At 61.2% G+C, this 19,803-nt stretch carries 16 protein-coding genes, 2 tRNA genes and 1 pseudogene; 11 read left to right on the top strand and 8 right to left on the bottom strand.

Features of this window, described 5'->3' with window-relative positions; translation table 11 throughout:
• Positions 1 to 63: 63 nt before the first annotated feature.
• Positions 64 to 531 (top strand): DUF2867 domain-containing protein, encoded by a 468-nt coding sequence (locus ACN6NG_RS27090; RefSeq protein ID WP_353457414.1) that lies wholly within the window; start codon positions 64 to 66, stop codon positions 529 to 531.
• Positions 532 to 543: 12 nt separating this feature from the next.
• On the opposite strand, the pseudogene ACN6NG_RS27085 reads toward ACN6NG_RS27090, so the two are convergent.
• The 4 genes and pseudogenes from ACN6NG_RS27085 to ACN6NG_RS27070 all read right to left on the bottom strand — a co-directional run.
• A pseudogene (locus tag ACN6NG_RS27085) lies at positions 544 to 2,067 on the bottom strand (ABC transporter permease); the annotation flags it as partial.
• Positions 2,067 to 3,080 (bottom strand): extracellular solute-binding protein, encoded by a 1,014-nt coding sequence (locus tag ACN6NG_RS27080; RefSeq protein WP_016501876.1) that lies wholly within the window; start codon positions 3,078 to 3,080, stop codon positions 2,067 to 2,069. The gene ACN6NG_RS27080 and the pseudogene ACN6NG_RS27085, both read right to left, overlap by 1 nt.
• A gap of 185 nt (positions 3,081 to 3,265) precedes the next feature.
• Positions 3,266 to 3,352, bottom strand: a tRNA-Leu gene (locus tag ACN6NG_RS27075).
• 88 nt (positions 3,353 to 3,440) lie between these two features.
• Positions 3,441 to 3,527: transfer RNA gene (locus ACN6NG_RS27070), tRNA-Leu, on the bottom strand.
• 272 nt (positions 3,528 to 3,799) lie between these two features.
• Between ACN6NG_RS27070 and rnr the strand changes: the two genes are divergently transcribed.
• The 7 genes from rnr to dnaB all read left to right on the top strand — a co-directional run bounded on the left by rnr (position 3,800) and on the right by dnaB (position 10,993).
• Entirely contained in the window at positions 3,800 to 6,385 is a 2,586-nt protein-coding gene (gene rnr, locus ACN6NG_RS27065) for a ribonuclease R (RefSeq protein ID WP_063423417.1), read from the top strand.
• The gene (gene rlmB, locus ACN6NG_RS27060; RefSeq protein ID WP_016501874.1) at positions 6,382 to 7,128 is read left to right on the top strand and encodes a 23S rRNA (guanosine(2251)-2'-O)-methyltransferase RlmB; all 747 of its coding nucleotides are present in this window, start codon (positions 6,382 to 6,384) and stop codon (positions 7,126 to 7,128) included. The genes rnr and rlmB overlap by 4 nt, the downstream gene beginning before the upstream one ends.
• A gap of 305 nt (positions 7,129 to 7,433) precedes the next feature.
• Positions 7,434 to 7,859, top strand: coding sequence for a 30S ribosomal protein S6 (gene rpsF / locus ACN6NG_RS27055; RefSeq protein WP_003249557.1), 426 nt, complete (start codon positions 7,434 to 7,436; stop codon positions 7,857 to 7,859).
• A 28-nt stretch (positions 7,860 to 7,887) separates the two neighbouring features.
• Entirely contained in the window at positions 7,888 to 8,118 is a 231-nt protein-coding gene (gene rpsR, locus ACN6NG_RS27050) for a 30S ribosomal protein S18 (RefSeq protein ID WP_003249563.1), read from the top strand.
• A 33-nt stretch (positions 8,119 to 8,151) separates the two neighbouring features.
• Positions 8,152 to 9,015 carry a hypothetical protein gene (locus ACN6NG_RS27045; protein ID WP_043198105.1) on the top strand — a complete coding sequence of 288 codons (864 nt, stop codon included), beginning with the start codon at positions 8,152 to 8,154 and terminating at the stop codon, positions 9,013 to 9,015.
• Positions 9,016 to 9,035: 20 nt separating this feature from the next.
• A complete protein-coding gene (gene rplI / locus ACN6NG_RS27040) occupies positions 9,036 to 9,482 on the top strand; it encodes a 50S ribosomal protein L9 (RefSeq protein WP_012316464.1) in 447 nt (148 codons plus the stop codon).
• Positions 9,483 to 9,595: 113 nt separating this feature from the next.
• Positions 9,596 to 10,993, top strand: coding sequence for a replicative DNA helicase (dnaB, locus tag ACN6NG_RS27035; RefSeq protein ID WP_063423447.1), 1,398 nt, complete (start codon positions 9,596 to 9,598; stop codon positions 10,991 to 10,993).
• 171 nt (positions 10,994 to 11,164) lie between these two features.
• On the opposite strand, the gene ACN6NG_RS27030 is transcribed toward dnaB, so the two are convergent.
• Positions 11,165 to 12,073, bottom strand: coding sequence for an ATP-binding cassette domain-containing protein (locus tag ACN6NG_RS27030; protein WP_474317099.1), 909 nt, complete (start codon positions 12,071 to 12,073; stop codon positions 11,165 to 11,167).
• A 739-nt stretch (positions 12,074 to 12,812) separates the two neighbouring features.
• On the opposite strand from ACN6NG_RS27030, the gene ACN6NG_RS27025 reads away from it, so the two are divergent.
• Both ACN6NG_RS27025 and ACN6NG_RS27020 read left to right on the top strand, forming a co-directional pair.
• Positions 12,813 to 13,076 carry a DUF3077 domain-containing protein gene (locus tag ACN6NG_RS27025; RefSeq protein ID WP_019473937.1) on the top strand — a complete coding sequence of 88 codons (264 nt, stop codon included), beginning with the start codon at positions 12,813 to 12,815 and terminating at the stop codon, positions 13,074 to 13,076.
• A 504-nt stretch (positions 13,077 to 13,580) separates the two neighbouring features.
• Positions 13,581 to 15,881 carry a YgiQ family radical SAM protein gene (locus ACN6NG_RS27020; RefSeq protein ID WP_063423420.1) on the top strand — a complete coding sequence of 767 codons (2,301 nt, stop codon included), beginning with the start codon at positions 13,581 to 13,583 and terminating at the stop codon, positions 15,879 to 15,881.
• Between the two features lie 135 nt (positions 15,882 to 16,016).
• Here ACN6NG_RS27020 and ACN6NG_RS27015 read toward each other — a convergent pair whose 3' ends face one another.
• A complete protein-coding gene (locus tag ACN6NG_RS27015; RefSeq protein ID WP_258654163.1) occupies positions 16,017 to 16,604 on the bottom strand; it encodes an LOG family protein in 588 nt (195 codons plus the stop codon).
• A gap of 349 nt (positions 16,605 to 16,953) precedes the next feature.
• Here ACN6NG_RS27015 and azu point away from each other — a divergent pair, with 349 nt between their 5' ends.
• Positions 16,954 to 17,403, top strand: a complete 450-nt coding sequence (gene azu / locus ACN6NG_RS27010) for an azurin (RefSeq protein ID WP_063423422.1) — start codon at positions 16,954 to 16,956, stop codon at positions 17,401 to 17,403.
• Positions 17,404 to 17,514: 111 nt separating this feature from the next.
• Here the strand turns inward: azu and nadE are convergent, their stop codons facing one another.
• Both nadE and pncB read right to left on the bottom strand, forming a co-directional pair.
• Positions 17,515 to 18,342 carry an ammonia-dependent NAD(+) synthetase gene (nadE, locus tag ACN6NG_RS27005; RefSeq protein ID WP_016501866.1) on the bottom strand — a complete coding sequence of 276 codons (828 nt, stop codon included), beginning with the start codon at positions 18,340 to 18,342 and terminating at the stop codon, positions 17,515 to 17,517.
• 3 nt (positions 18,343 to 18,345) lie between these two features.
• Positions 18,346 to 19,551, bottom strand: a complete 1,206-nt coding sequence (gene pncB / locus ACN6NG_RS27000; protein WP_016501865.1) for a nicotinate phosphoribosyltransferase — start codon at positions 19,549 to 19,551, stop codon at positions 18,346 to 18,348.
• Positions 19,552 to 19,803: the final 252 nt, after the last annotated feature.

The raw sequence follows: 19,803 nt of genomic DNA, 5'->3' as shown, positions 1-19,803 counted from the left end.
GGCCGCTCCTACAGCGAGAGGTGTTGCTATGATGGCGGCGACACATGGCAAAGGGAGTTGTTCATGTCCGCCCAACTGGTCGCCGCTCCGGCCGAACTGAATTTTCTTCATAGCGATGGCATTGGCGTCACCGCACCAATGACCGCCATACAGGCCTACTGCGCCATGACCTCGGAGGTTCCGGGCTGGCTGGCTGTGGCCTTTCGCCTGCGCGACTTCATCTCGCGTCGGTTCAACGTTGCCACTATCCACGGTTTTTCATCGCGCAACCCCGAGCGGGTGCCGGCGGTGGGTGAGTTGCTTGATTTCTTTACCGTCGAGGCAATCAGCGACCAGCAACTGGTCCTGACCTCGCGTGACACGCACCTGGCGGTGATGGTGAGCATGGATCTGGATGAAGCAAAGCAGGGCCGGCAACGCTTGAATGTGACCACCTCGGTGCAGTGCTTCAATCGTTTCGGCCGCCTCTACATGCTGCCCGTCGGCAAGGCTCATGGGCCAATAGTCCGCCGGATGCTGCGTAACATCTGATGGCCTCATCGCCGGCAACCCCGACACTACGATCAGCAGTGCCGCATAAGGCGCCGCTGCCGCGAACTCGACGTTGGCTGTATGCGCCCACACCTCGGTGGCCAGTGTGGTCATGCCCGTGGGGCTGAGCAGTAGCGTGGCAGTCAGCTCCTTCATGGCATCCAGGAACACCAGCGCAAAAGCCGCCGCCATGGCCGGGAAGATGATCGGCAGGGTCACCCGGCAGAACGCAGTAAAGCTGCTCGCACCCAGGGTGCGTGCAGCTTCCTCAAGCGTTGGCGAGGCCTTGTTCAGCGCGGTGCGCACCGGCGACTGCGCCAGTGGCAAAAACAGCAGCGCATAGGCCAGCAGCAGCAATGCCGTGGTCTGGTACAGCGCCGGCACGTAGTGCAAGGCGAAGAACACCAGGGTCAAGGCAATGACCAGGCCGGGCAGCGCGTGCAGCAGGTAAGGCAAGCGCTCGGCCCAGATCGCCAGGCGACCCTTGTAGCGCACCACCAGGAAGCTGATCGGCAGGGCCAGCAGCACGCAGAAGCCAGCACCGCCAAGCGACACCGACAACGAAGTGAACAGTGCCTTGGAGATGGCCGCCACCGGGAACGCTGCCGACGACCCCACGCTCAGCCAGTAGCCGAGCATGGCCAGCGGAATACCGCTGCCCAGCACCGCCAGGCTCACGCAAAACAGCTGTGCCAGCACCGCCCAACCACGCAGCCGCACCGGTTGCGCACGCCGCGCTACGCCCTGGCCGATGCGCACATGGCGGGCTTTGCCGCGTACGCGCAGTTCCAGCCACAGCAACACCAGGCACATCGCCAGCAACACGGCAGACAGCATGGCCGCGTTGGCGTTGCTGAACTCCAGTTCGAACTGTTGGTAGATTGCGGTGGTGAAGGTTTGCAGGCCGAGGATCGACAAGGCGCCGAACTCCACCAGCATGTGCAGGGCAATCAGCAGTGCACCGCCGAGCATCGACGGCCACAGCAGCGGCAGGGTGACCTTGCTGAACACGCCCCAGCGGCTGCACCCCAGGGTGCGCGCCGACTCCTCCAGCGAGGTGTCGAGGTTGCGCAGGGTTGCGGCAACGGGCAGGAACACCAACGGGTATTTGGACAGGGCCATGACCATGATCGCCCCGCCGAGGCCTTCGAAGTCCGAACTCAACGATACCCAGGTGAAGCTGCTGACGAACGACGGCACTGCGAACGGCAGGCATAGCACCACGCCCCACAGCCGGCGGCCGGCCAGGTTGCTGCGCTCCAGCAGCCAGGCCAGCGCCAGGCCCACCACCATGCACGTCAGCGTCACCCCGACCATCAGCAACAGGGTGTTGCGCATCAGCCCCCAGACAAAGGGACGCCACAACAGGTGCAAGGCCTCGCGCCAGCCGGCTTCCCAGGCTTTGATGGCGACATAGGCCAGTGGCAGCAGGCTCATCGCCACCAGGAACAGCACAGGCAGCACCACCCAGATGGAGGGGCGCTTGCGGCGCGGTACGAAGCGCACCGGCGCCGGTGCGGACAGGGCGGCAGTCATCAGAGCAGACCGACCTCGCGTTCAAGCTCGATGGCTTCTTCGGCGTTACCCAGGTCGGCCGGCGAGATCTTCGGCGGGCGCAGCTCATCGAACGGCTTCAGGCCACGGTCAGAAACCATGCCCTTGTGCAGCGGGTACTCGGCGGTGGTCTGGGTGATCACGCGCTGGCCTTCTTCGCTGGCCATCCAGTTGAGCAGGGCCTGGGCTTCTTTCGGGTGCTTGCTGGCCTTGACCACGGCCGCGCCGGAGATGGTGACCAGGTTGCCGGCATCGCCGTCGGCCAGGTAGTAGAGTTTGGTGTCCAGCTTGCCGCGTTCGCGTTCAAGCGCGTACCAGTAGTAGTTGTTCACCAGTACCGCAGCCACTTCGCCTTTTTCCACGGCTTTGAGGGCGACCATGTTGTTGGTGTAGGTCTTGCCGAAGGCTTTCAGGCCGGTCAGCCATTCTTCGGTGGCTTCACGGCCGTGCATTTTCAGGATGGCCACGGCCTGCTCCTGGAATGCACCGCTGGTGGGTACATAACCCACGCGGCCTTCCCACTCAGGGTTGGCGAAGTCCATCACCGTGGTTGGCAGGTCTTTTTCGTCGACCTTTTTCGGGTTGTACACCACGATGCGGGTACGGGCCGTGATGCCCATCCAGGTGCCGTTGGCGCCAACGTACTCCTTGGGCACCATGTTCGAGGTGGCGTCGTCGATCTTCGCCAGCAGGCCCAGCTCGCCCAGGTTGTTCAGGGGCGGGGACTCTTCGGTGTAGATGATGTCGGCCGGCGACCGGTCGCCTTCTTCGATGATCTGGCTGGCCAGCTGGTTGCTGCTGCCCTTGCGAATGTCGATGTGAATACCGGTCTTGGCCTCGTAGGCCTTGGCGATGGCTTCGCCGATTTCCTTGTGCTGACCGTTGTACATGGTCAGGGTGACCGGTGCGTCTGCCATGGCGGCCGGAGCGCCGATGACCAGGCTCAGCACGGCGGCGGCCAAGGTGCGCATCAGCGGTTGCGGGCGGATCGTCATGCGGGTACTTCCTCGCTTACGGCTACATATTTGGAAACAATGGTAAACGAAATTGTTTCTCAAGTGGCCGTATGACGAGAAATTCATGGGCAGACCATGGTGTAGGCACTGGGAGCGCGCGGGAAGGGCGGGGGCAAAAAACGCAGGCAAGAAAAAACCCACTAGCAAGCTAGTGGGTTTTTGTATGGTGCCCAGGAGAAGACTCGAACTTCCACGACCTTGCGGTCACTGATACCTGAAACCAGCGCGTCTACCAATTCCGCCACCTGGGCAAAGCTTTGCATCATCTGATGAAGGCGACTATTGTTCGCTTTCACACAGTAGTAACAGATCCTTGGTCATCTATTACTTGAAAATATTTGGTGCCCAGGAGAAGACTCGAACTTCCACGACCTTGCGGTCACTGATACCTGAAACCAGCGCGTCTACCAATTCCGCCACCTGGGCACACATTCGAGATAACAAGATGCTTTACAGCGCCGTTCATCTCTACTACAACGTCGGGGTTGTCCGTCGTTGTGGTGCGCACTATACGGACGCTCCCCAGGGCTGTAAACCCCCCAATCAAAAAAAATTTCAAAAAATTCAACTTGTTGATTCCACAGGCCTATTACTGCTCTGGAAGCACAGCAGTGGGGGCTGTCCAAGGCAGACATTTCCGGTTTCAATAGGCCTATGCCAGAATTCCTATCTATATACCCCAAGGTGAACCCCTTCTGATGGCCGATTGGCAATCCCTCGATCCCGAGGCCGCTCGCGAAGCGGAAAAATACGACAACCCCATTCCCAGCCGTGAGCTGATCCTGCAGCGCCTTGCTGACCGTGGCGAGCCCGCTGCGCGCGAGGAGCTGGCGAAAGAGTTTGGTCTGTATGAAGAAGACCAGATCGAAGCCCTGCGCCGCCGTCTGCGTGCCATGGAGCGCGACGGCCAGCTTATCTATACCCGGCGCGGCACTTATGCCCCGGTGGACAAGCTCGACCTGATCTGCGGCCGTATCTCCGGCCACCGCGATGGGTTTGGTTTCCTCATCCCCGATGATGGCAGCGATGACCTGTTCCTCAGCCCGTCGCAGATGCGCCTGGCCTTCGATGGCGACCGTGCATTGGCGCGGGTGTCCGGTACCGACCGCCGTGGGCGCCGTGAAGGCGTGATCGTCGAGGTCATCTCCCGTGCCCACGAAAGCGTGGTCGGCCGCTACTTCGAAGAAGGCGGCATTGGCTACGTAACCCCGGACAACCCGAAAATCCAGCAGGAAGTGCTGGTGACCGCCGGGCGTAATGGTGGTGCAAAGATCGGCCAGTTTGTCGAAATCAAGATCACCCACTGGCCAACCCCGCGCTTCCAGCCGCAAGGCGATGTGGTAGAGGTCATCGGCAACTACATGGCGCCGGGCATGGAAATCGACGTTGCCCTGCGCAGCTACGACATCCCGCACGTCTGGCCCGAAGATGTGGTCAAGGAAGCGCGCAAGTTCCGCTCCGAAGTCGAAGAGAAGGACAAAGAGAAGCGCGTCGACCTGCGTCATTTGCCGTTCGTCACCATCGACGGTGAAGACGCCCGCGACTTCGATGACGCTGTCTATTGCGAGCCGCTGGGCAAGCTGCGTCTGTTCTCCGGTGGCTGGCGCCTGTATGTGGCCATCGCCGACGTGTCCAGCTATGTGCGCCTGGGCTCGGCCCTGGACGTCGAGGCCCAGCAACGCGGTAACTCGGTGTACTTCCCCGAGCGCGTGGTGCCGATGCTCCCCGAAGAGCTGTCCAACGGCCTGTGCTCGCTGAACCCGCACGTCGACCGCTTGGCCATGGTCTGTGAAATGACCATGAACAAAGCCGGCCAGATGGTCGACTACCAGTTCTACGAAGGCGTCATCCACTCCCACGCCCGCCTGACCTACAACAAGGTCAGCAGCATGCTCGAGCACGCCCGCACCCGTGAGGGCAAGGCGCTGCGCGAGGAGTACAAGGAAGTCGTGCCGGACCTGAAGAACCTGTACAACCTGTACAAGGTGCTGCTGGATGCCCGTCACGCCCGGGGTGCCATCGATTTCGAGACCCAGGAAACCCGCATCATCTTCGGCGATCAGCGCAAGATCGCGGAAATTCGCCCAACTGTTCGTAACGACGCCCACAAGCTGATCGAGGAATGCATGCTGGCGGCCAACGTGGCCACCGCCGAGTTCCTTCAGAAGCACGGCGTGCCGGCACTGTACCGGGTGCACGACGGCCCGCCGCCGGAGCGCCTGGAAAAGCTGCGTGCGTTCCTCGGCGAGCTGGGGCTGAGCCTGCACAAGGGCAAGGACCCGTCGCCGAAGGATTACCAGGCCCTGCTGGCGAGCATCGCCGGGCGCCCGGATTTCCACCTGATCCAGACCGTAATGCTGCGCTCGCTGAGCCAGGCGGTGTACAGCACCGAAAACAACGGCCACTTCGGCTTGAATTACGAGGCGTACACCCACTTCACCTCGCCGATCCGCCGTTACCCGGACCTGCTGGTGCACCGCGCCATCCGCAGCATCATCCGTTCCAAGGTCGACACCCCGCACGTCAAGCGTGCCGGCGCCATGAGCATCCCCAAGGCGCGCATCTACCCGTACGACGAAAACACCCTCGAGCAGCTTGGCGAGCAGTGCTCGATGACCGAGCGCCGGGCTGATGAAGCCACCCGTGACGTGGTCAACTGGCTCAAGTGCGAGTACATGAAGGACCGCGTGGGCGAAACCTTCCCAGGCGTGATCACCGCGGTGACTGGCTTCGGCCTGTTCGTCGAGCTGACCGATATCTATGTGGAAGGCCTGGTGCACGTCAGTGCGCTGCCGGGCGACTACTACCACTTCGACCCGGTCCACCACCGCCTGTCTGGTGAGCGCACCGGGCGCAGCTTCCGCCTGGGCGACACGATTGAAGTCAAGGTCATGCGTGTTGACCTGGACGAGCGCAAGATCGACTTCGAAGTGGCCGACAAGACGCTGGCTGCGCCGATCGGCCGCAAGCAGCGCGGCGCCGCGCCGGCTGCCGACAAAGCCGACAAGCCCGAGCCAGTACCGGTCGAGGCCAGGGCCACGCCGAAGCCGCGAAGCCGCAAGAGCGAAACCTCCGAGGCGTATTTCCCGAAAGACGCCGTGCAGCGTAACGCCGAAGTGCGCAAGAGCCGTGAAATGAAAAAGGCGCTGATGAGCGATGCCCGCACCGGCAGCTCGTCCAGCAGCAAGTCGGACAAAGGCGGCAAGGCCGCCGGCAAACCGACCAAGCACCGTAAAGGCCCGCCGAAGTCCGGTGCGCCACGCAAGAGCAAGAGCAAGTCATGAGTCAGCTGGAAAAGATCTACGGCGTGCATGCCGTGCAGGCGCTGCTGAAGCACCATCCGAAGCGGGTCAAGCAGATCTGGCTGTCGGAAGGGCGCAGCGAGCCACGCCTGCAGACCCTGCTGGCGCTGGCTGCGGAAAACCGCGTGCAGGTTGGCCAGGCCGAGCGCCGTGAGATGGATGCCTGGGTTGAAGGTGTGCACCAGGGCGTTGTCGCCGAGGTGAGCCCAAGCCAGGTGTGGGGCGAATTGATGCTCGAAGAGTTGCTCGAGCGCACCGAAACGCCGCCGCTGATCCTGGTGCTGGACGGTGTTACCGACCCGCACAACCTCGGCGCATGCCTGCGCACGGCCGATGCCGCCGGTGCCACGGCGGTGCTGGTGCCCAAGGACAAGTCGGCGACCCTGACGCCTGTGGTGCGCAAGGTGGCGTGCGGCGCGGCAGAGGTGATTCCGCTGGTAGCCGTGACCAACCTGGCGCGTACGCTGGAGAAGCTGCAGCAGCGTGGCTTGTGGGTGGTAGGTACCGCCGGCGAGGCCGAGCAGGAGATTTACCAACAGGACCTCACCGGGCCTCTGGTCATGATCATGGGCGCCGAAGGCAAAGGCATGCGCCGGTTGACCCGCGAGCACTGCGACTTCCTGGTGAAGTTGCCGATGGGCGGTAGCGTCAGCAGCCTGAACGTTTCGGTGGCGACCGGGGTTTGCCTGTTCGAAGCCGTGCGTCAGCGTCAGGCCAAGCGCTGATCTTCAGCCTGTTCCGGCCCATTCGCGGGCGCGCCCGCTCCCACAGGTTTTTCACTGGCTTTCAAGCAGTGGGGTCCCTGTGGGAGCGGGTTTACCCGCGAAAGGGCCGGTAGCCTGCGAATATGTTTCAGGCTGTTCAAATATTCGCCAATTGCCTTGCTTGTGCGCCACGCCTTCTCTACAATTGCGCCCCTTGCCGAGCTGGCAGGCGCTCATGTGCCTCCCCTCCGTGCAAGACATACAGTGTCATTCACTCCTTGTCTGACCAGATACGCTGGCAGACTACTAACCCGTAAGGAGCATTCATGCGTCATTACGAAATCATCTTCCTGGTTCACCCGGACCAGAGCGAGCAAGTCGGCGGCATGGTTGAGCGTTACACCAAGCTGATCGAAGAAGACGGTGGCAAAATCCACCGCCTGGAAGACTGGGGCCGTCGTCAACTGGCCTACGCAATCAACAATGTTCACAAGGCTCACTACGTGATGCTGAACGTTGAGTGCACCGGCAAGGCCCTGGCCGAGCTGGAAGACAACTTCCGCTACAACGATGCCGTTATCCGTAACCTGGTCATCCGTCGCGACGAAGCCGTTACCGGCCAGTCCGAGATGCTGAAGGCTGAAGAAAACCGCAGCGAGCGCCGTGAGCGTCGTGAGCGTCCTGAGCATGCTGACTCCGCCGAAGGCGACGACAGCAATGACAGCGACTCCAGCGATAACGCTGACGAGTAATCCACGGACCTTTAGAGGAGCCTATTAAATGGCACGTTTCTTCCGTCGTCGTAAATTCTGCCGCTTCACTGCTGAAGACGTGAAAGAGATCGACTTCAAAGATCTCAACACCCTGAAAGCTTACGTATCCGAAACCGGCAAGATCGTTCCAAGCCGCATCACCGGTACCAAAGCTCGTTATCAGCGTCAGCTGGCTACCGCTATCAAGCGCGCCCGCTTCCTGGCCCTGCTGCCCTACACCGACAGCCACGGCCGCTGAGACCGGGTCGTCGACAAGCAGTAAGGGATTAGCATGCGAGCGTTAGCAAGTTTCATCATGCGCGGTCGTGTGCAGGCCACCCTCGTGGTGGTCATCAGCGCGGTACTGCCGCTGCTGTTCTGGTTGAGTGCCGCTGCATGCAGCTTTGTGCTGCTGCGGCGTGGTTTCAAGGATGCTACAACGGTCATCGCCGGCGGCCTGCTGGCCGGGTTGGCCGTGTGGGTCATGGGCGATCCCATCACCTTTCTGGTGATTGCAGGAGCCCTGAGCCTGGCCGCCCTGTTGCGAGCCGAGCATCCCTGGAGCCGGGTGTTGGTGGTCAGTGCCGTGTTCGCCGTGGCTTTCAGCCTCGTGCTCGATCTGGCGCTGGCGCAAACCTTCGATGTGCTGGCCAAGGCGTTTGCCGAAGCCATGCCGAAAATCGAGGGGCAACCCGTGCTCTCCGGTGAGCTGATCCGCCCTGTGCTGGTCGCTTCCACAGCAGTGACGGTGCAATTGTTCAGTGTGCTGGCCTTGGTGCTGGCGCGCTACTGGCAGGCAGCGTTGTACAACCCTGGAGGCTTCGGTCGCGAGTTTCGCGCCCTGAAGTTGCCAAAACAGACCATGGCGGTCTTGGTGGCAGTGATGGTGGTGGCTCCGTTCATCGGACCGCAGTTCATCATCCTGGCATCGGCTTCGAGCCTGGTACTGGTACTGGCCGGCATCGCTTTGATGCATGGGCTGGTGGCACAGGGCCGACTGGCCGGTTTCTGGCTGGTGGGCATGTACGTGACGCTACCGCTGATCATGCAGCTGATTTATCCGTTGCTGGTGGTTTTGGCCATTGTCGACAGCCTGATTGATTTTCGCGGTCGCAAGTCCCCCAAGGGGAATGACTCCGCGAACGGTGAAGGTTAAAAGTTAAGAGGTTTTACCAAATGGAACTGATCCTGCTGGAAAAAGTCGCTAACCTGGGCAACCTGGGCGACAAAGTAAAAGTTAAGGCTGGTTACGGCCGTAACTTCCTGCTGCCATTCGGCAAGGCCACCGTTGCCAACGCCGCCAACCTGGCTGCGTTCGAAGAGCGTCGCGCCGAGCTGGAAAAAGCAGCTGCTGACCGTAAATCGTCGGCTGAAAGCCGCGCTGCCCAACTGGCCGAGCTGGAAGTGACCATCACTGCCACCGCTGGCGACGAAGGCAAGCTGTTCGGTTCGATCGGCACCCACGACATCGCTGACGCCCTGACCGCCTCCGGCGTTGAAGTGGCCAAAGCTGAAGTTCGTCTGCCGAACGGCACCATCCGTCAGGTTGGCGAATACGACGTAGCCGTGCACCTGCACAGCGACGTTGAAGCCACCGTACGCGTGGTTGTCGTAGCTGCCTAAGCTGCGCTAACTGGCTGGCTCCTTGCGGGTCAGGCGGTTAACATCGGGCACGGTCCTGTTTTATACAGGCCGTGCCCTTTGTCTTTTTCATCCTCCAGAATTTCTTCGTGGCCATGAACGAGATCACAACCTCCGAACAGCTTGACCTGCAAACCGCCGCCCTGAAGGTGCCGCCGCATTCCATCGAGGCCGAACAGGCCGTGCTCGGTGGCCTGATGCTGGACAACAACGCCTGGGAGCGGGTGCTGGATCAGGTTTCGGATGGCGATTTCTACCGGCATGACCATCGCCTGATCTACCGTGCCATCCATAAGCTGGTGGACCTTAACCACCCGTTCGACGTGGTCACGTTGCACGAGCAGTTGGACAAGGAAGGCGTTTCGTCGCAGGTCGGCGGCCTGGCTTACTTGGCGGAGCTGGCCAAGAACACGCCATCGGTGGCCAACATCAAGGCCTACGCCGCGATCATTCGCGAGCGCGCCACGCTGCGCCAGCTGATCAGCATCAGCACCGATATTGCCGACAACGCCTTTAACCCCCAAGGTCGCAACGCCGAGGAAATTCTCGACGACGCCGAACGGCAGATTTTCCAGATTGCCGAGGCGCGGCCAAAGACCGGCGGCCCGGTAGGCGTCAACGAGCTGTTGACCAAGGCCATCGATCGCATCGATACGCTGTTCAACTCTGACAGCGAAATTACCGGTGTTTCCACCGGTTACACCGACCTGGACGAGAAGACCAGCGGCCTGCAGGCGGCGGACTTGATCATTGTCGCCGGCCGACCCTCGATGGGTAAGACCACGTTTGCCATGAACCTGGTCGAGAATGCCGTGCTGCGCAGCGACAAGGCTGTGCTGGTGTTCTCCCTCGAGATGCCAGGTGAATCGCTGATCATGCGTATGCTCTCGTCCTTGGGCCGTATTGACCAGACCAAGGTGCGTTCTGGCCAGCTGGACGACGACGACTGGCCGCGCCTGACCTCGGCAGTCAACCTGCTCAACGACCGCAAGCTGTTCATCGACGATACAGCGGGCATCAGCCCTTCGGAAATGCGTTCGCGCACTCGCCGCCTGGCGCGTGAGCACGGCGAAATCGGCCTGATCATGGTCGACTACCTGCAGTTGATGCAGATTCCAGGTTCCGGTGGTGATAATCGGACCAACGAAATTTCCGAGATTTCTCGCTCCCTCAAGGCCCTTGCCAAAGAGTTCAACTGCCCGGTCGTAGCATTGTCACAGCTGAACCGCTCCCTTGAGCAGCGGCCAAACAAGCGCCCGATCAACTCCGACTTGCGTGAGTCCGGTGCAATCGAGCAGGACGCCGACGTGATCATGTTCGTCTACCGTGACGAGGTGTATCACCCGGAGACCGAGCACAAGGGCATTGCCGAAATCATCATCGGCAAACAGCGTAACGGCCCCATCGGCTTCGTCCGCCTGGCATTCATCGGCAAGTACACCCGCTTCGAGAACCTTGCGCCGGGCATGTACAACTTCGATGATGACGAATAACGCCGGTAAGTCGTAACTGGTTCAAGGCTTTTGGGGCTGCTGCGCCGCCCATCGTCGGCAAGCCGGGCTCCCACAGGTACGGCGTAAATCTTAAGCTTTGCACCGTACCTGTGGGAGCCCGGCTTGCCGGCGATGGGCCGCAAAGCGGCCCCGATTAAAGGGACGTGGCTTTTAGCACTGACTGACAATCCGCCCTTCGCTCATCGTGATTACCCGATCAAATCGCGACAGGGCGTTCTGATCATGAGTAACGCAGATCAGCCCTTTCCCTTGGAATGTTTCGAACAGAAGATCCCGGGTCTGCTCTGCCGATCCGGCGTCCAGGCCGCTTGTAGGTTCGTCAAAGAAATTGAAGTCGCCAGGCTGATTAAGTACCCGCAGCAACGTCAGCCTGCGCGCCTCACCACCCGAAATGGATTCTGCGCGTGCATCCAGATCAAGTTCGTACCAGTCTTTGCTCAAGCCCAGTCGTTCAAGCCATTGTTCGATCTGAGCGCGATCATGAGCATGTTCGAACAGCACTGCGCGGGGCAGTGGGCCGGGTATGAAATGCGCATCCTGAGGGCAGAGTCGTAAACGGCTGAACTGCTCACAGCCCTCGAGCGCAGCCAGGCTTCTGCCATACAAGTGAACGTGCTTGCGCAACTGGAATACCGTTCCTGCCAGCGCATGCAGAAGTGTCGACTTACCAGACCCGCTGGGCCCAACCAGCGCGACTCGTTCTCCTGCCCGTATTACCAAGGGCTCATCGATCAGCAGTTGCAGCGCGTTTCGAGCGCTGAGTTGGCAGGGGGTGATGCGAAGCCCTGCGTGTTCATCCAAGGGCTCTGCCTCCATGGACTCTGTCGGGCCGAACACAGGGAGTTGGAGCCAGTGTTCGAGCTTGCGTTTGTCGAGCCGGAACTGGTCGAGTACCCGCCAAGCTTCCGCCAGTTGTGCAACGCCTGCGAGCAACCCACTCACCAGCGTAAAGAGGGCAACAAGCTCGCCCAGGCTCAGATGCGGTGTTGCCTGGGATTGATCATGGATGCCCCACAACAGCAAACCACCACTGCCCAGGCCAATGAACAGGGTACGCAAGCCCTGAAGCCAACCCCCACTGCGGGGCCCATAGATATGCCAAACTCAAGGGGATGAGGCCGATTAATACCGAAGTAGCCCGAGGTATGCGAACAGTGTGACCAGCACCACCGCTTCGGCCAGTACCGGCCATGCTGAGCCAATCAGAAAGCCTAGCCATCGTTCCTGGGCGGTTAGCTTCCTACGGCCTTTACACCATTGCGGTGGTTTTCTGGGCGGCCTAGTCTGGCCCTGTCGTTGCAAAAACAGCGACCGGGCCTGCAAGCCCGATCAGGAACGAATGTTGTTCACCGCAAGCCAATGGCACGCCATTGGGCTCGCTTGATGGTGGCTGCGTGCGGGAGGTTTTCGAACCTGCCGGTTTTCGTTCTCTGTCCGGTCTTGCAGACCCGTACGTGGCCGCCACCCATCACACTGCAAGTCATGAGTGCGGCTCTATGTGAATCTACAGAGAGCTATAGCATGCTGAAAATTATCCCCGATCCACCCCTCGATCCCCTTTCCTTGAACACAGCTCTACTCAGGCCGAATGCCCAACGTAGGGCTTGATTGATATTACGCCTGGCCGGGCCCTTTCGCGGGTGAACCCGCTCCCACAGGTACTGTGCAAGCCTGAAAGCTGTGGTGATCCTGTGGGAGCGGATAACCACTGTTTTCCGGGTTGCACTGTACCTGTGGGAGCGGGCGTGCCCGCGAAAGGGCCGGCCCTGGTTTTAGAGAAATTTCCGGGGATTGAACAATGACAACAGAAGACACCCAATTCACTGTCGGTAAGACCACTTTTTATCAGGGCGAGAACGGCACTCATCCACTGTTCCGCATCGAGCCCGGTATCCCGTGCAGAGATGCCCGCGAGCAGTCTTCAGAGTTGATGGGCTATGTGCGCGAATTGACCATCACCGGGCTGATGGATGAAAAACCGATGATGATCTGGGCGGCCCATTACCTGAGTGCGATGGCCAAGGCGTTGATGGATGATGCGGAGTTGGGCATGAAGCAGTGAGGGGTTGGCTTTAGGTTGCATGAAGGCCGCCATGTGTTCGACACAACAGTTTCAGCGCCTGTGAGATCGAGCGCCGCCCGCGCGGCGCATCGCGACGCAAGGCCGCTCCCACATTTGTTTCGGGCCAGTTACTCCTGCCTCCTCCGCACTCGCACCCTGTTGGTATGGCTGGAGATTGCCGAGAAGCTGCGGCGCAACCTTCGATATTGAAGAGAGCAAACAAGGGGGCGCGCGCCAATGGCACAGGCTGGACTGGCCCGAAACAGATGTGGGAGCGGCCTTGCGTCGCGATGCGCCGCGCGGGCGGCGCTCGATCTCACAGGCGCAGAAACTGCTGTGTCGGACACCTTGCGGCTCCACCACAAGCCCCAAGCCAGGCACCTGGCAGCCTTCACCCAACCGTCGCCCAACCCACCAATCCCCACGAAGACAGTCGGATTTGGTCAAAATTTGTGCTATATTCCGCGCCCGCGATTTCCCTGCACACCAGAACCGGTCACTGACATGCAAGCAGCCAAACCACTCTACGACTATCCCAAGTACTGGGCCGAATGCTTCGGGCCAGCACCTTTCCTGCCAATGAGCAGGCAGGAGATGGATCTGCTCGGCTGGGATTCCTGCGACATCATCATCGTGACCGGTGATGCCTACGTCGACCATCCGTCGTTCGGCATGGCCATCATCGGCCGCCTGCTGGAAGCCCAGGGCTTTCGCGTAGGCATCATTGCCCAGCCTAACTGGCAGTCGAAAGACGACTTCATGAAGCTTGGCGAGCCGAACCTGTTCTTCGGCGTGGCCGCGGGCAACATGGATTCGATGATCAACCGCTACACCGCAGACAAGAAGATCCGTTCCGACGACGCCTACACCCCTGGTGGCCTGGCCGGCAGCCGTCCGGACCGCGCCAGCCTGGTGTACAGCCAGCGCTGCAAGGAAGCCTACAAGCATGTGCCGATCGTACTCGGCGGCATCGAGGCTTCGCTGCGCCGCATCGCCCACTACGACTACTGGCAGGACAAGGTGCGTCACTCGATCCTGATCGACGCCAGCGCCGACATCCTGCTGTTCGGCAACGCCGAGCGTGCGGTGGTCGAGGTGGCCCAGCGCCTGGCCAGTGGCGAGACGATCGAGAGCATCACCGACATCCGCGGCACCGCGTTCGTGCGCCGTGATACCCCGCAGGGCTGGTTCGAGATCGACTCCACCCGCATCGACCGCCCGGGCCGCGTCGACAAGATCATCAACCCGTACGTGAACACCCAGGACACCCAGGCCTGCGCCATCGAGCAGGCCAAGGGCGACCAGGAAGACCCGAACGAAGCCAAGGTCGTGCAGATTCTCGACAGCCCGGCCGTGACCCGGGAAAAGTCGGTGATCCGCCTGCCTTCGTTCGAAAAGGTGCGTAACGACCCGGTGCTCTATGCCCATGCCAACCGCGTGCTGCACCTGGAGACCAACCCGGGTAACGCCCGCGCCCTGGTGCAGAAGCACGGCGAAGTGGATGTGTGGTTCAACCCGCCACCCATCCCCATGACCACCGAAGAAATGGACTACGTGTTCGGCATGCCTTACGCCCGTGTGCCGCACCCGGCCTATGGCAAGGAGCGCATCCCGGCCTACGAGATGATTCGTTTCTCGGTGAACATCATGCGTGGCTGCTTTGGTGGCTGCACCTTCTGCTCGATCACCGAGCACGAAGGCCGCATTATCCAGAACCGCTCGCACGAGTCGATCCTGCACGAGATCGAAGAGATGCGCGACAAGGTGCCGGGCTTCACCGGCGTGGTCTCCGACCTTGGCGGGCCGACCGCCAACATGTACCGCATCGCCTGCAAGAGCCATGAAATCGAGAAGCACTGCCGCAAGCCGTCGTGCGTGTTCCCGGGTATCTGCGAAAACCTCAACACCGACCACAGCTCGCTGATCGAGCTGTACCGCAAGGCCCGTGCCCTGCCAGGTGTGAAGAAGATCCTGATCGCCTCGGGCCTGCGCTACGACCTGGCCGTGGAGTCGCCGGAGTACGTCAAGGAACTGGTTACCCACCACGTTGGCGGCTACCTGAAGATTGCCCCGGAGCACACCGAGCGTGGCCCGCTGGACAAGATGATGAAGCCGGGTATCGGCTCGTACGACCGCTTCAAGCGTATGTTCGAGAAATACTCGAAAGAGGCGGGCAAGGAGCAGTACCTGATCCCGTACTTCATCGCCGCGCACCCGGGCACCACCGACGAAGACATGATGAACCTGGCCCTGTGGCTGAAGGGCAACGGCTTCCGCGCCGACCAGGTGCAGGCGTTCTACCCGTCGCCAATGGCCTCGGCCACGGCCATGTACCACTCGGGCAAGAACCCGCTGCGCAAGGTGACCTACAAGAGTGAAGGGGTGGAGATCGTCAAGAGCGACGAGCAACGCCGCCTGCACAAGGCGTTCTTGCGCTACCACGACCCGAAGGGCTGGCCGATGCTGCGTGAAGCGCTGGAACGTATGGGTCGCGCCGACCTGATCGGGCCGGGCAAGCACCAGCTGATCCCGCTGCACCAGCCGCAATCCGACACGTACCAGAGCGCGCGCCGCAAGAACTCGACGCCTGCGGGCAGCCACAAGGTGGGCAAGGAGCAGAAGATCCTCACCCAGCACACCGGCCTGCCACCGCGTGCCAGCGATGGCAGCAAGCCGTGGGACAAGCGTGAGAAGGCCAAGGCCGAGGCGTTTGCGCGTAACCAGCAGGCGGCCAAGGAACGCAAGGAAGCAGCCAAGGGCGGCAAGGGTAACAAGAAGCCGCGTCAGCCCGTTATTCCGCGCTGATTTCGGGGGCCGCTTTGCGGCCCAATCGCCGGCAAGCCAGCTCCCACAGGAACGGCGCAAGCTTTGGGCTTTGTGCAATCTCTGTGGGAGCTGGCTTGCCGGCGATTGGGCTGCAAAGCAGCCCCTGTATCGGGTTTAGTCAGGCTGCTTGTCGACCCACTTCGGCACCACCGGCGCCACAAAGCTGTCCATCCCGTCCAGCAGCGCGTCAGGCTGCTGCCCCAGCAGCAACATCGCCCGATGTTGCGGCCGCACAAAGCCTTCTTCGACGATATGGTCGAGGAACCCGCCCAGCTTCGCATAGAAGCCGTTCACATCCAGCAGCCCCAACGGCTTGGCGTGATAGCCCAGTTGCCCCCAGGTCCATACCTCGAACAATTCTTCCAGCGTACCCAGCCCACCCGGCAGGGCGATGAAGGCATCGCTCAGCTCGGCCATGCGCGCCTTGCGTGCGTGCATGCCGTCGACCACTTCCAGGCGGCTGAGGCCCTTGTGGCCGATTTCGGCGTTCATCAGGCTTTCGGGAATGATCCCGATCACTTCGCCACCGGCCGCCATGGCCGCGTCGGCAACGGTGCCCATCAGGCCGACCGCGCCGCCGCCATACACCAGGGTCAGGCCGCGGCGCGCAATGGCCTGGCCAAGCGCGATGGCGGCTTCACGGTAGGCAGGGTTGGCGCCGATGCTGGCGCCGCAGAACACACAAACGGAACGTACGGGCATTGCTCATCTCCTGTCACTCAGGTGGACAGGGTACGGCGCATGGCCGTCGCTTCCAAGGCCGTGTTCATTCCGGGCGGGAGAATTCGCAGATGGCGCCCGTGGCCCCGTGGGCATAGGCGGCGAGCAGGCTGTTGATGAAGGCAGAGATGGGCATTTGGTATTGCTCCTAAATGAGAGGTTGTCCCATCGTCTATTAAAAGGGCATGATGTGCTCTTAGATTGGTTGTATACAATCCATTGAACAATTTTACTGGCTGGCCTCTTGACGCCCCCTTGACTCATATCAGAAAGGGGCCGAACGGTTTCAGGCAGTCTCGCAATTGATAAAACCCTGCCAAGGAGATTCATGATGTTTGCGAAAGCTGTAGCGGTATCCCTGCTGACCCTCGCCAGCGCCTCTGTCTTTGCAGCCGACTGCTCGGTGACTGTCGAATCGACGGACCAGATGTCCTACACCACCAAAGAATTCACCGTCGACAAGAGCTGCAAGGAATTCACCGTCAAACTGACCCACACCGGCAGCCTGCCGAAGAACGTCATGGGCCACAACCTGGTGATCAGCAAGACTGCCGACATGCAGGCCATTGCCACTGAAGGAATGACCCAGGGCATCGAAAAAGGCTACCTGAAAGAAGATAACGCCAACATCATCGCCCACACTGCGATGATCGGTGCACCGGAAAAAGAAACCGAAGTGAAGTTCGACACTTCCAAGCTGGAAGCCGGTGGTGACTACAGCTTCTTCTGCACCTTCCCGGGCCACATCTCGATGATGAAAGGCAAGGTCGTCGTCAAGTAATCAAAGGCTGACGCCGTACCCTGTGGGAGCGGGTTTACCCGCGAATGCGATGGTGAGGCCACTGACGTATTCGCGGGTGAACCCGCTCCCACAGGTCTTTCTACAGCCTGATCACGGGGCGAACGGCAGTTCGCGCTTGTGCTGGGTCTTGCGGTAGGTAGCAACGATGATATCGAACGCCGCCTGATCAACCGGCAACCCATGCAGGAAGGCGTCGATCTGCTGGTAGGTCACGCCATGCGACGCTTCGTCGGGCTTGCCCGGCTCCAGGTCCTCAAGGTCCGCAGTCGGTACCTTCTCCACCAGTGACTCCGGCGCGCCAAAGCTGCGCGCAATGGCCCGTACCTGGTTCTTCACCAGCCCGCTCAGCGGCGCCAGGTCGCAGGCACCATCACCAAACTTGGTAAAGAAGCCCATCACCGCCTCCGCCGCGTGGTCGGTACCGATCACCAGGCCCGCGCGGGCGCCGGCGATTGTGTACTGGGCGACCATGCGGGTACGTGCCTTGACGTTGCCCACCACAAAGTCCACCAACGTCGGCGAGCCGTTCTTCAATTCCACCACTTCAGCGGCCAATGCCCGCACCGCCGGGGCGATATCCACGGTGTGCACTTCATCGGCCTTGATCACGTCCAGGCAGGCCTGGGCGTCATGCTCGTCATGCTGCACCTGGTAGGGCAGGCGTACGGCAATGAAGGTGTAGGCCTTGTCGCCGGTTTCGGCGCGCAGTTCATTCACGGCGCGCTGGGCGAGCAAGGCGGCAGTCAGCGAGTCGACACCGCCGCTGATGCCCAGCACCAGGGTCTTGAGCCGGGCGTTGGCCAGGCAATCCTTGATGAACGCCACGCGCCGGGCGACTTCGGCCTCGAGCGCTGCAGCGTCGGCGAACGGCGGCTGTACCTTCAGCGCCTGGGCAATCTCTTGCTGAACCGCTTGCATGGGTTACTCCTTGCTGGGGACTTTGAATACGTGGCGCATGTAGGCGACGAAGTTCTCGTCACGGCATTGGGTCTTGGCGGCTTCGTCCGAGATCTTGGCCACCGGCGCGCCGTTGCAGTCGGTCATTTTAAGCACGATGTTCATCGGGGCCACACCCGGTATGTCGCAGGTCAGGTTGGTGCCGATGCCAAAGCTGACGTTGATGCGACCGCGCAGGGCACGGAAGATCTCCAGGGAGCGGGTCAGGTTGAGGCCGTCGGAAAACACCAGGGTCTTGGTCATCGGGTCGATACCCAGTTTCTGGTAATGAGCAATGGCCTTCTCCGCCCAGGCCACCGGCTCGCCCGAGTCGTGGCGCAGGCCGTCGAACAGCTTGGCGAAGTACAGGTCGAAATCGCCGAGGAAGGCATCCATGGTGATGCAGTCGGTCAGGGCGATGCCGAGCAGGCCGCGGTACTCGCGCACCCAGCAGTCCAGCGCGGCGATCTGGCTGTCGATCAACCGTGGGCCGAGCTGCTGGTGGGCCATGATCCACTCATGGGCCATGGTGCCCAGCGGCTTGATATCCAGTTTCCATGCCAGGTCGACGTTGCTGGTGCCGACGAAGCGGGCCGGGAAGTCGTCGCGCAGCACCCGCACCACGTCTTCCTGCACACGGCTGGAAAAGCGCCGGCGGGTGCCGAAGTCGGCTACCTGCAGGTTGGCCAGTTCGTCATCGCTGGCATGCGCGCGCAGCCAGTCGAACTTGCGGTACAGCTGGTCGCGGGCCTCGGCCAGGCGCATGTGCGGGTGCAGATGGCGGTTGCGCACTTCGCTGATGATGGCCAGCAGTGGCACTTCGAACAGGATCACATGCAGCCACGGGCCTTTCAGGCGCAGGAACAGCTGGTCGTTTTCAATGCCGATACGCACGTAGCGAAGGTTGAAGCGGAACAGGCGCAGAAAGCGCAGGAAGTCGGGCTTGAGGAAGCTGATGCGTTCCAGGAAGGCCAGCTGGCCATCATCCAGGGTGAGGTCGCTGAGCAGTTCGAGCTGGTGGCGGATCTCGCCCAGGTAGGGGCGCAGGTCCTCGCCGTTACGGCAGCGGAATTCCCATTCGACGTCGGCGTCCGGGTAGTTGTGCAGCACGCCCTGCATCATCGTGAGTTTGTAGAAGTCGGTGTCGAGCAGGTTGTGCACGATGCGCTCGGCGAATGCGCTTTCGCTCATCAAGGGGGCTCCGGAAGCGGCGAATGGCCGACATTGTGCCAGCCTTTTACACCTTGTTGTGTCTGGGCTGGCCTCTTCGCGGGTGAACCCGCTCCCACAGGGCTGCCACAGGGCTGCGTATCTGCCAAAACAGAGGTGTTTTTCTGTGCACCGGCTAGCCTTCAAACGGTGCCGCCTGTAGCAGTCGCGCACCAGCGGTGTGCACTTCGGTGACGTCCGCTGTTACAGGGCGGTTGCACGTAAACACTTGCC

The sequence above is a fragment of the Pseudomonas sp. TSO6 genome (assembly GCF_056098905.1).
Note: the sequence above shows the minus strand (reverse complement) of the source record. Positions and strands in the feature narration are given on the sequence as shown.

What these genes read in the sequence shown, in the direction of transcription:
- ACN6NG_RS27090 (WP_353457414.1), top strand. Translation starts at nt 64, where the DNA reads ATGTCCGCCCAACTGGTCGCCGCTCCGGCCGAACTGAATTTTCTTCAT.
- ACN6NG_RS27080 (WP_016501876.1), bottom strand. Translation starts at nt 3,080, where the DNA reads ATGACGATCCGCCCGCAACCGCTGATGCGCACCTTGGCCGCCGCCGTG.
- rnr (WP_063423417.1), top strand. Translation starts at nt 3,800, where the DNA reads ATGGCCGATTGGCAATCCCTCGATCCCGAGGCCGCTCGCGAAGCGGAA.
- rlmB (WP_016501874.1), top strand. Translation starts at nt 6,382, where the DNA reads ATGAGTCAGCTGGAAAAGATCTACGGCGTGCATGCCGTGCAGGCGCTG.
- rpsF (WP_003249557.1), top strand. Translation starts at nt 7,434, where the DNA reads ATGCGTCATTACGAAATCATCTTCCTGGTTCACCCGGACCAGAGCGAG.
- rpsR (WP_003249563.1), top strand. Translation starts at nt 7,888, where the DNA reads ATGGCACGTTTCTTCCGTCGTCGTAAATTCTGCCGCTTCACTGCTGAA.
- ACN6NG_RS27045 (WP_043198105.1), top strand. Translation starts at nt 8,152, where the DNA reads ATGCGAGCGTTAGCAAGTTTCATCATGCGCGGTCGTGTGCAGGCCACC.
- rplI (WP_012316464.1), top strand. Translation starts at nt 9,036, where the DNA reads ATGGAACTGATCCTGCTGGAAAAAGTCGCTAACCTGGGCAACCTGGGC.
- dnaB (WP_063423447.1), top strand. Translation starts at nt 9,596, where the DNA reads ATGAACGAGATCACAACCTCCGAACAGCTTGACCTGCAAACCGCCGCC.
- ACN6NG_RS27025 (WP_019473937.1), top strand. Translation starts at nt 12,813, where the DNA reads ATGACAACAGAAGACACCCAATTCACTGTCGGTAAGACCACTTTTTAT.
- ACN6NG_RS27020 (WP_063423420.1), top strand. Translation starts at nt 13,581, where the DNA reads ATGCAAGCAGCCAAACCACTCTACGACTATCCCAAGTACTGGGCCGAA.
- ACN6NG_RS27015 (WP_258654163.1), bottom strand. Translation starts at nt 16,604, where the DNA reads ATGCCCGTACGTTCCGTTTGTGTGTTCTGCGGCGCCAGCATCGGCGCC.
- azu (WP_063423422.1), top strand. Translation starts at nt 16,954, where the DNA reads ATGTTTGCGAAAGCTGTAGCGGTATCCCTGCTGACCCTCGCCAGCGCC.
- nadE (WP_016501866.1), bottom strand. Translation starts at nt 18,342, where the DNA reads ATGCAAGCGGTTCAGCAAGAGATTGCCCAGGCGCTGAAGGTACAGCCG.
- pncB (WP_016501865.1), bottom strand. Translation starts at nt 19,551, where the DNA reads ATGAGCGAAAGCGCATTCGCCGAGCGCATCGTGCACAACCTGCTCGAC.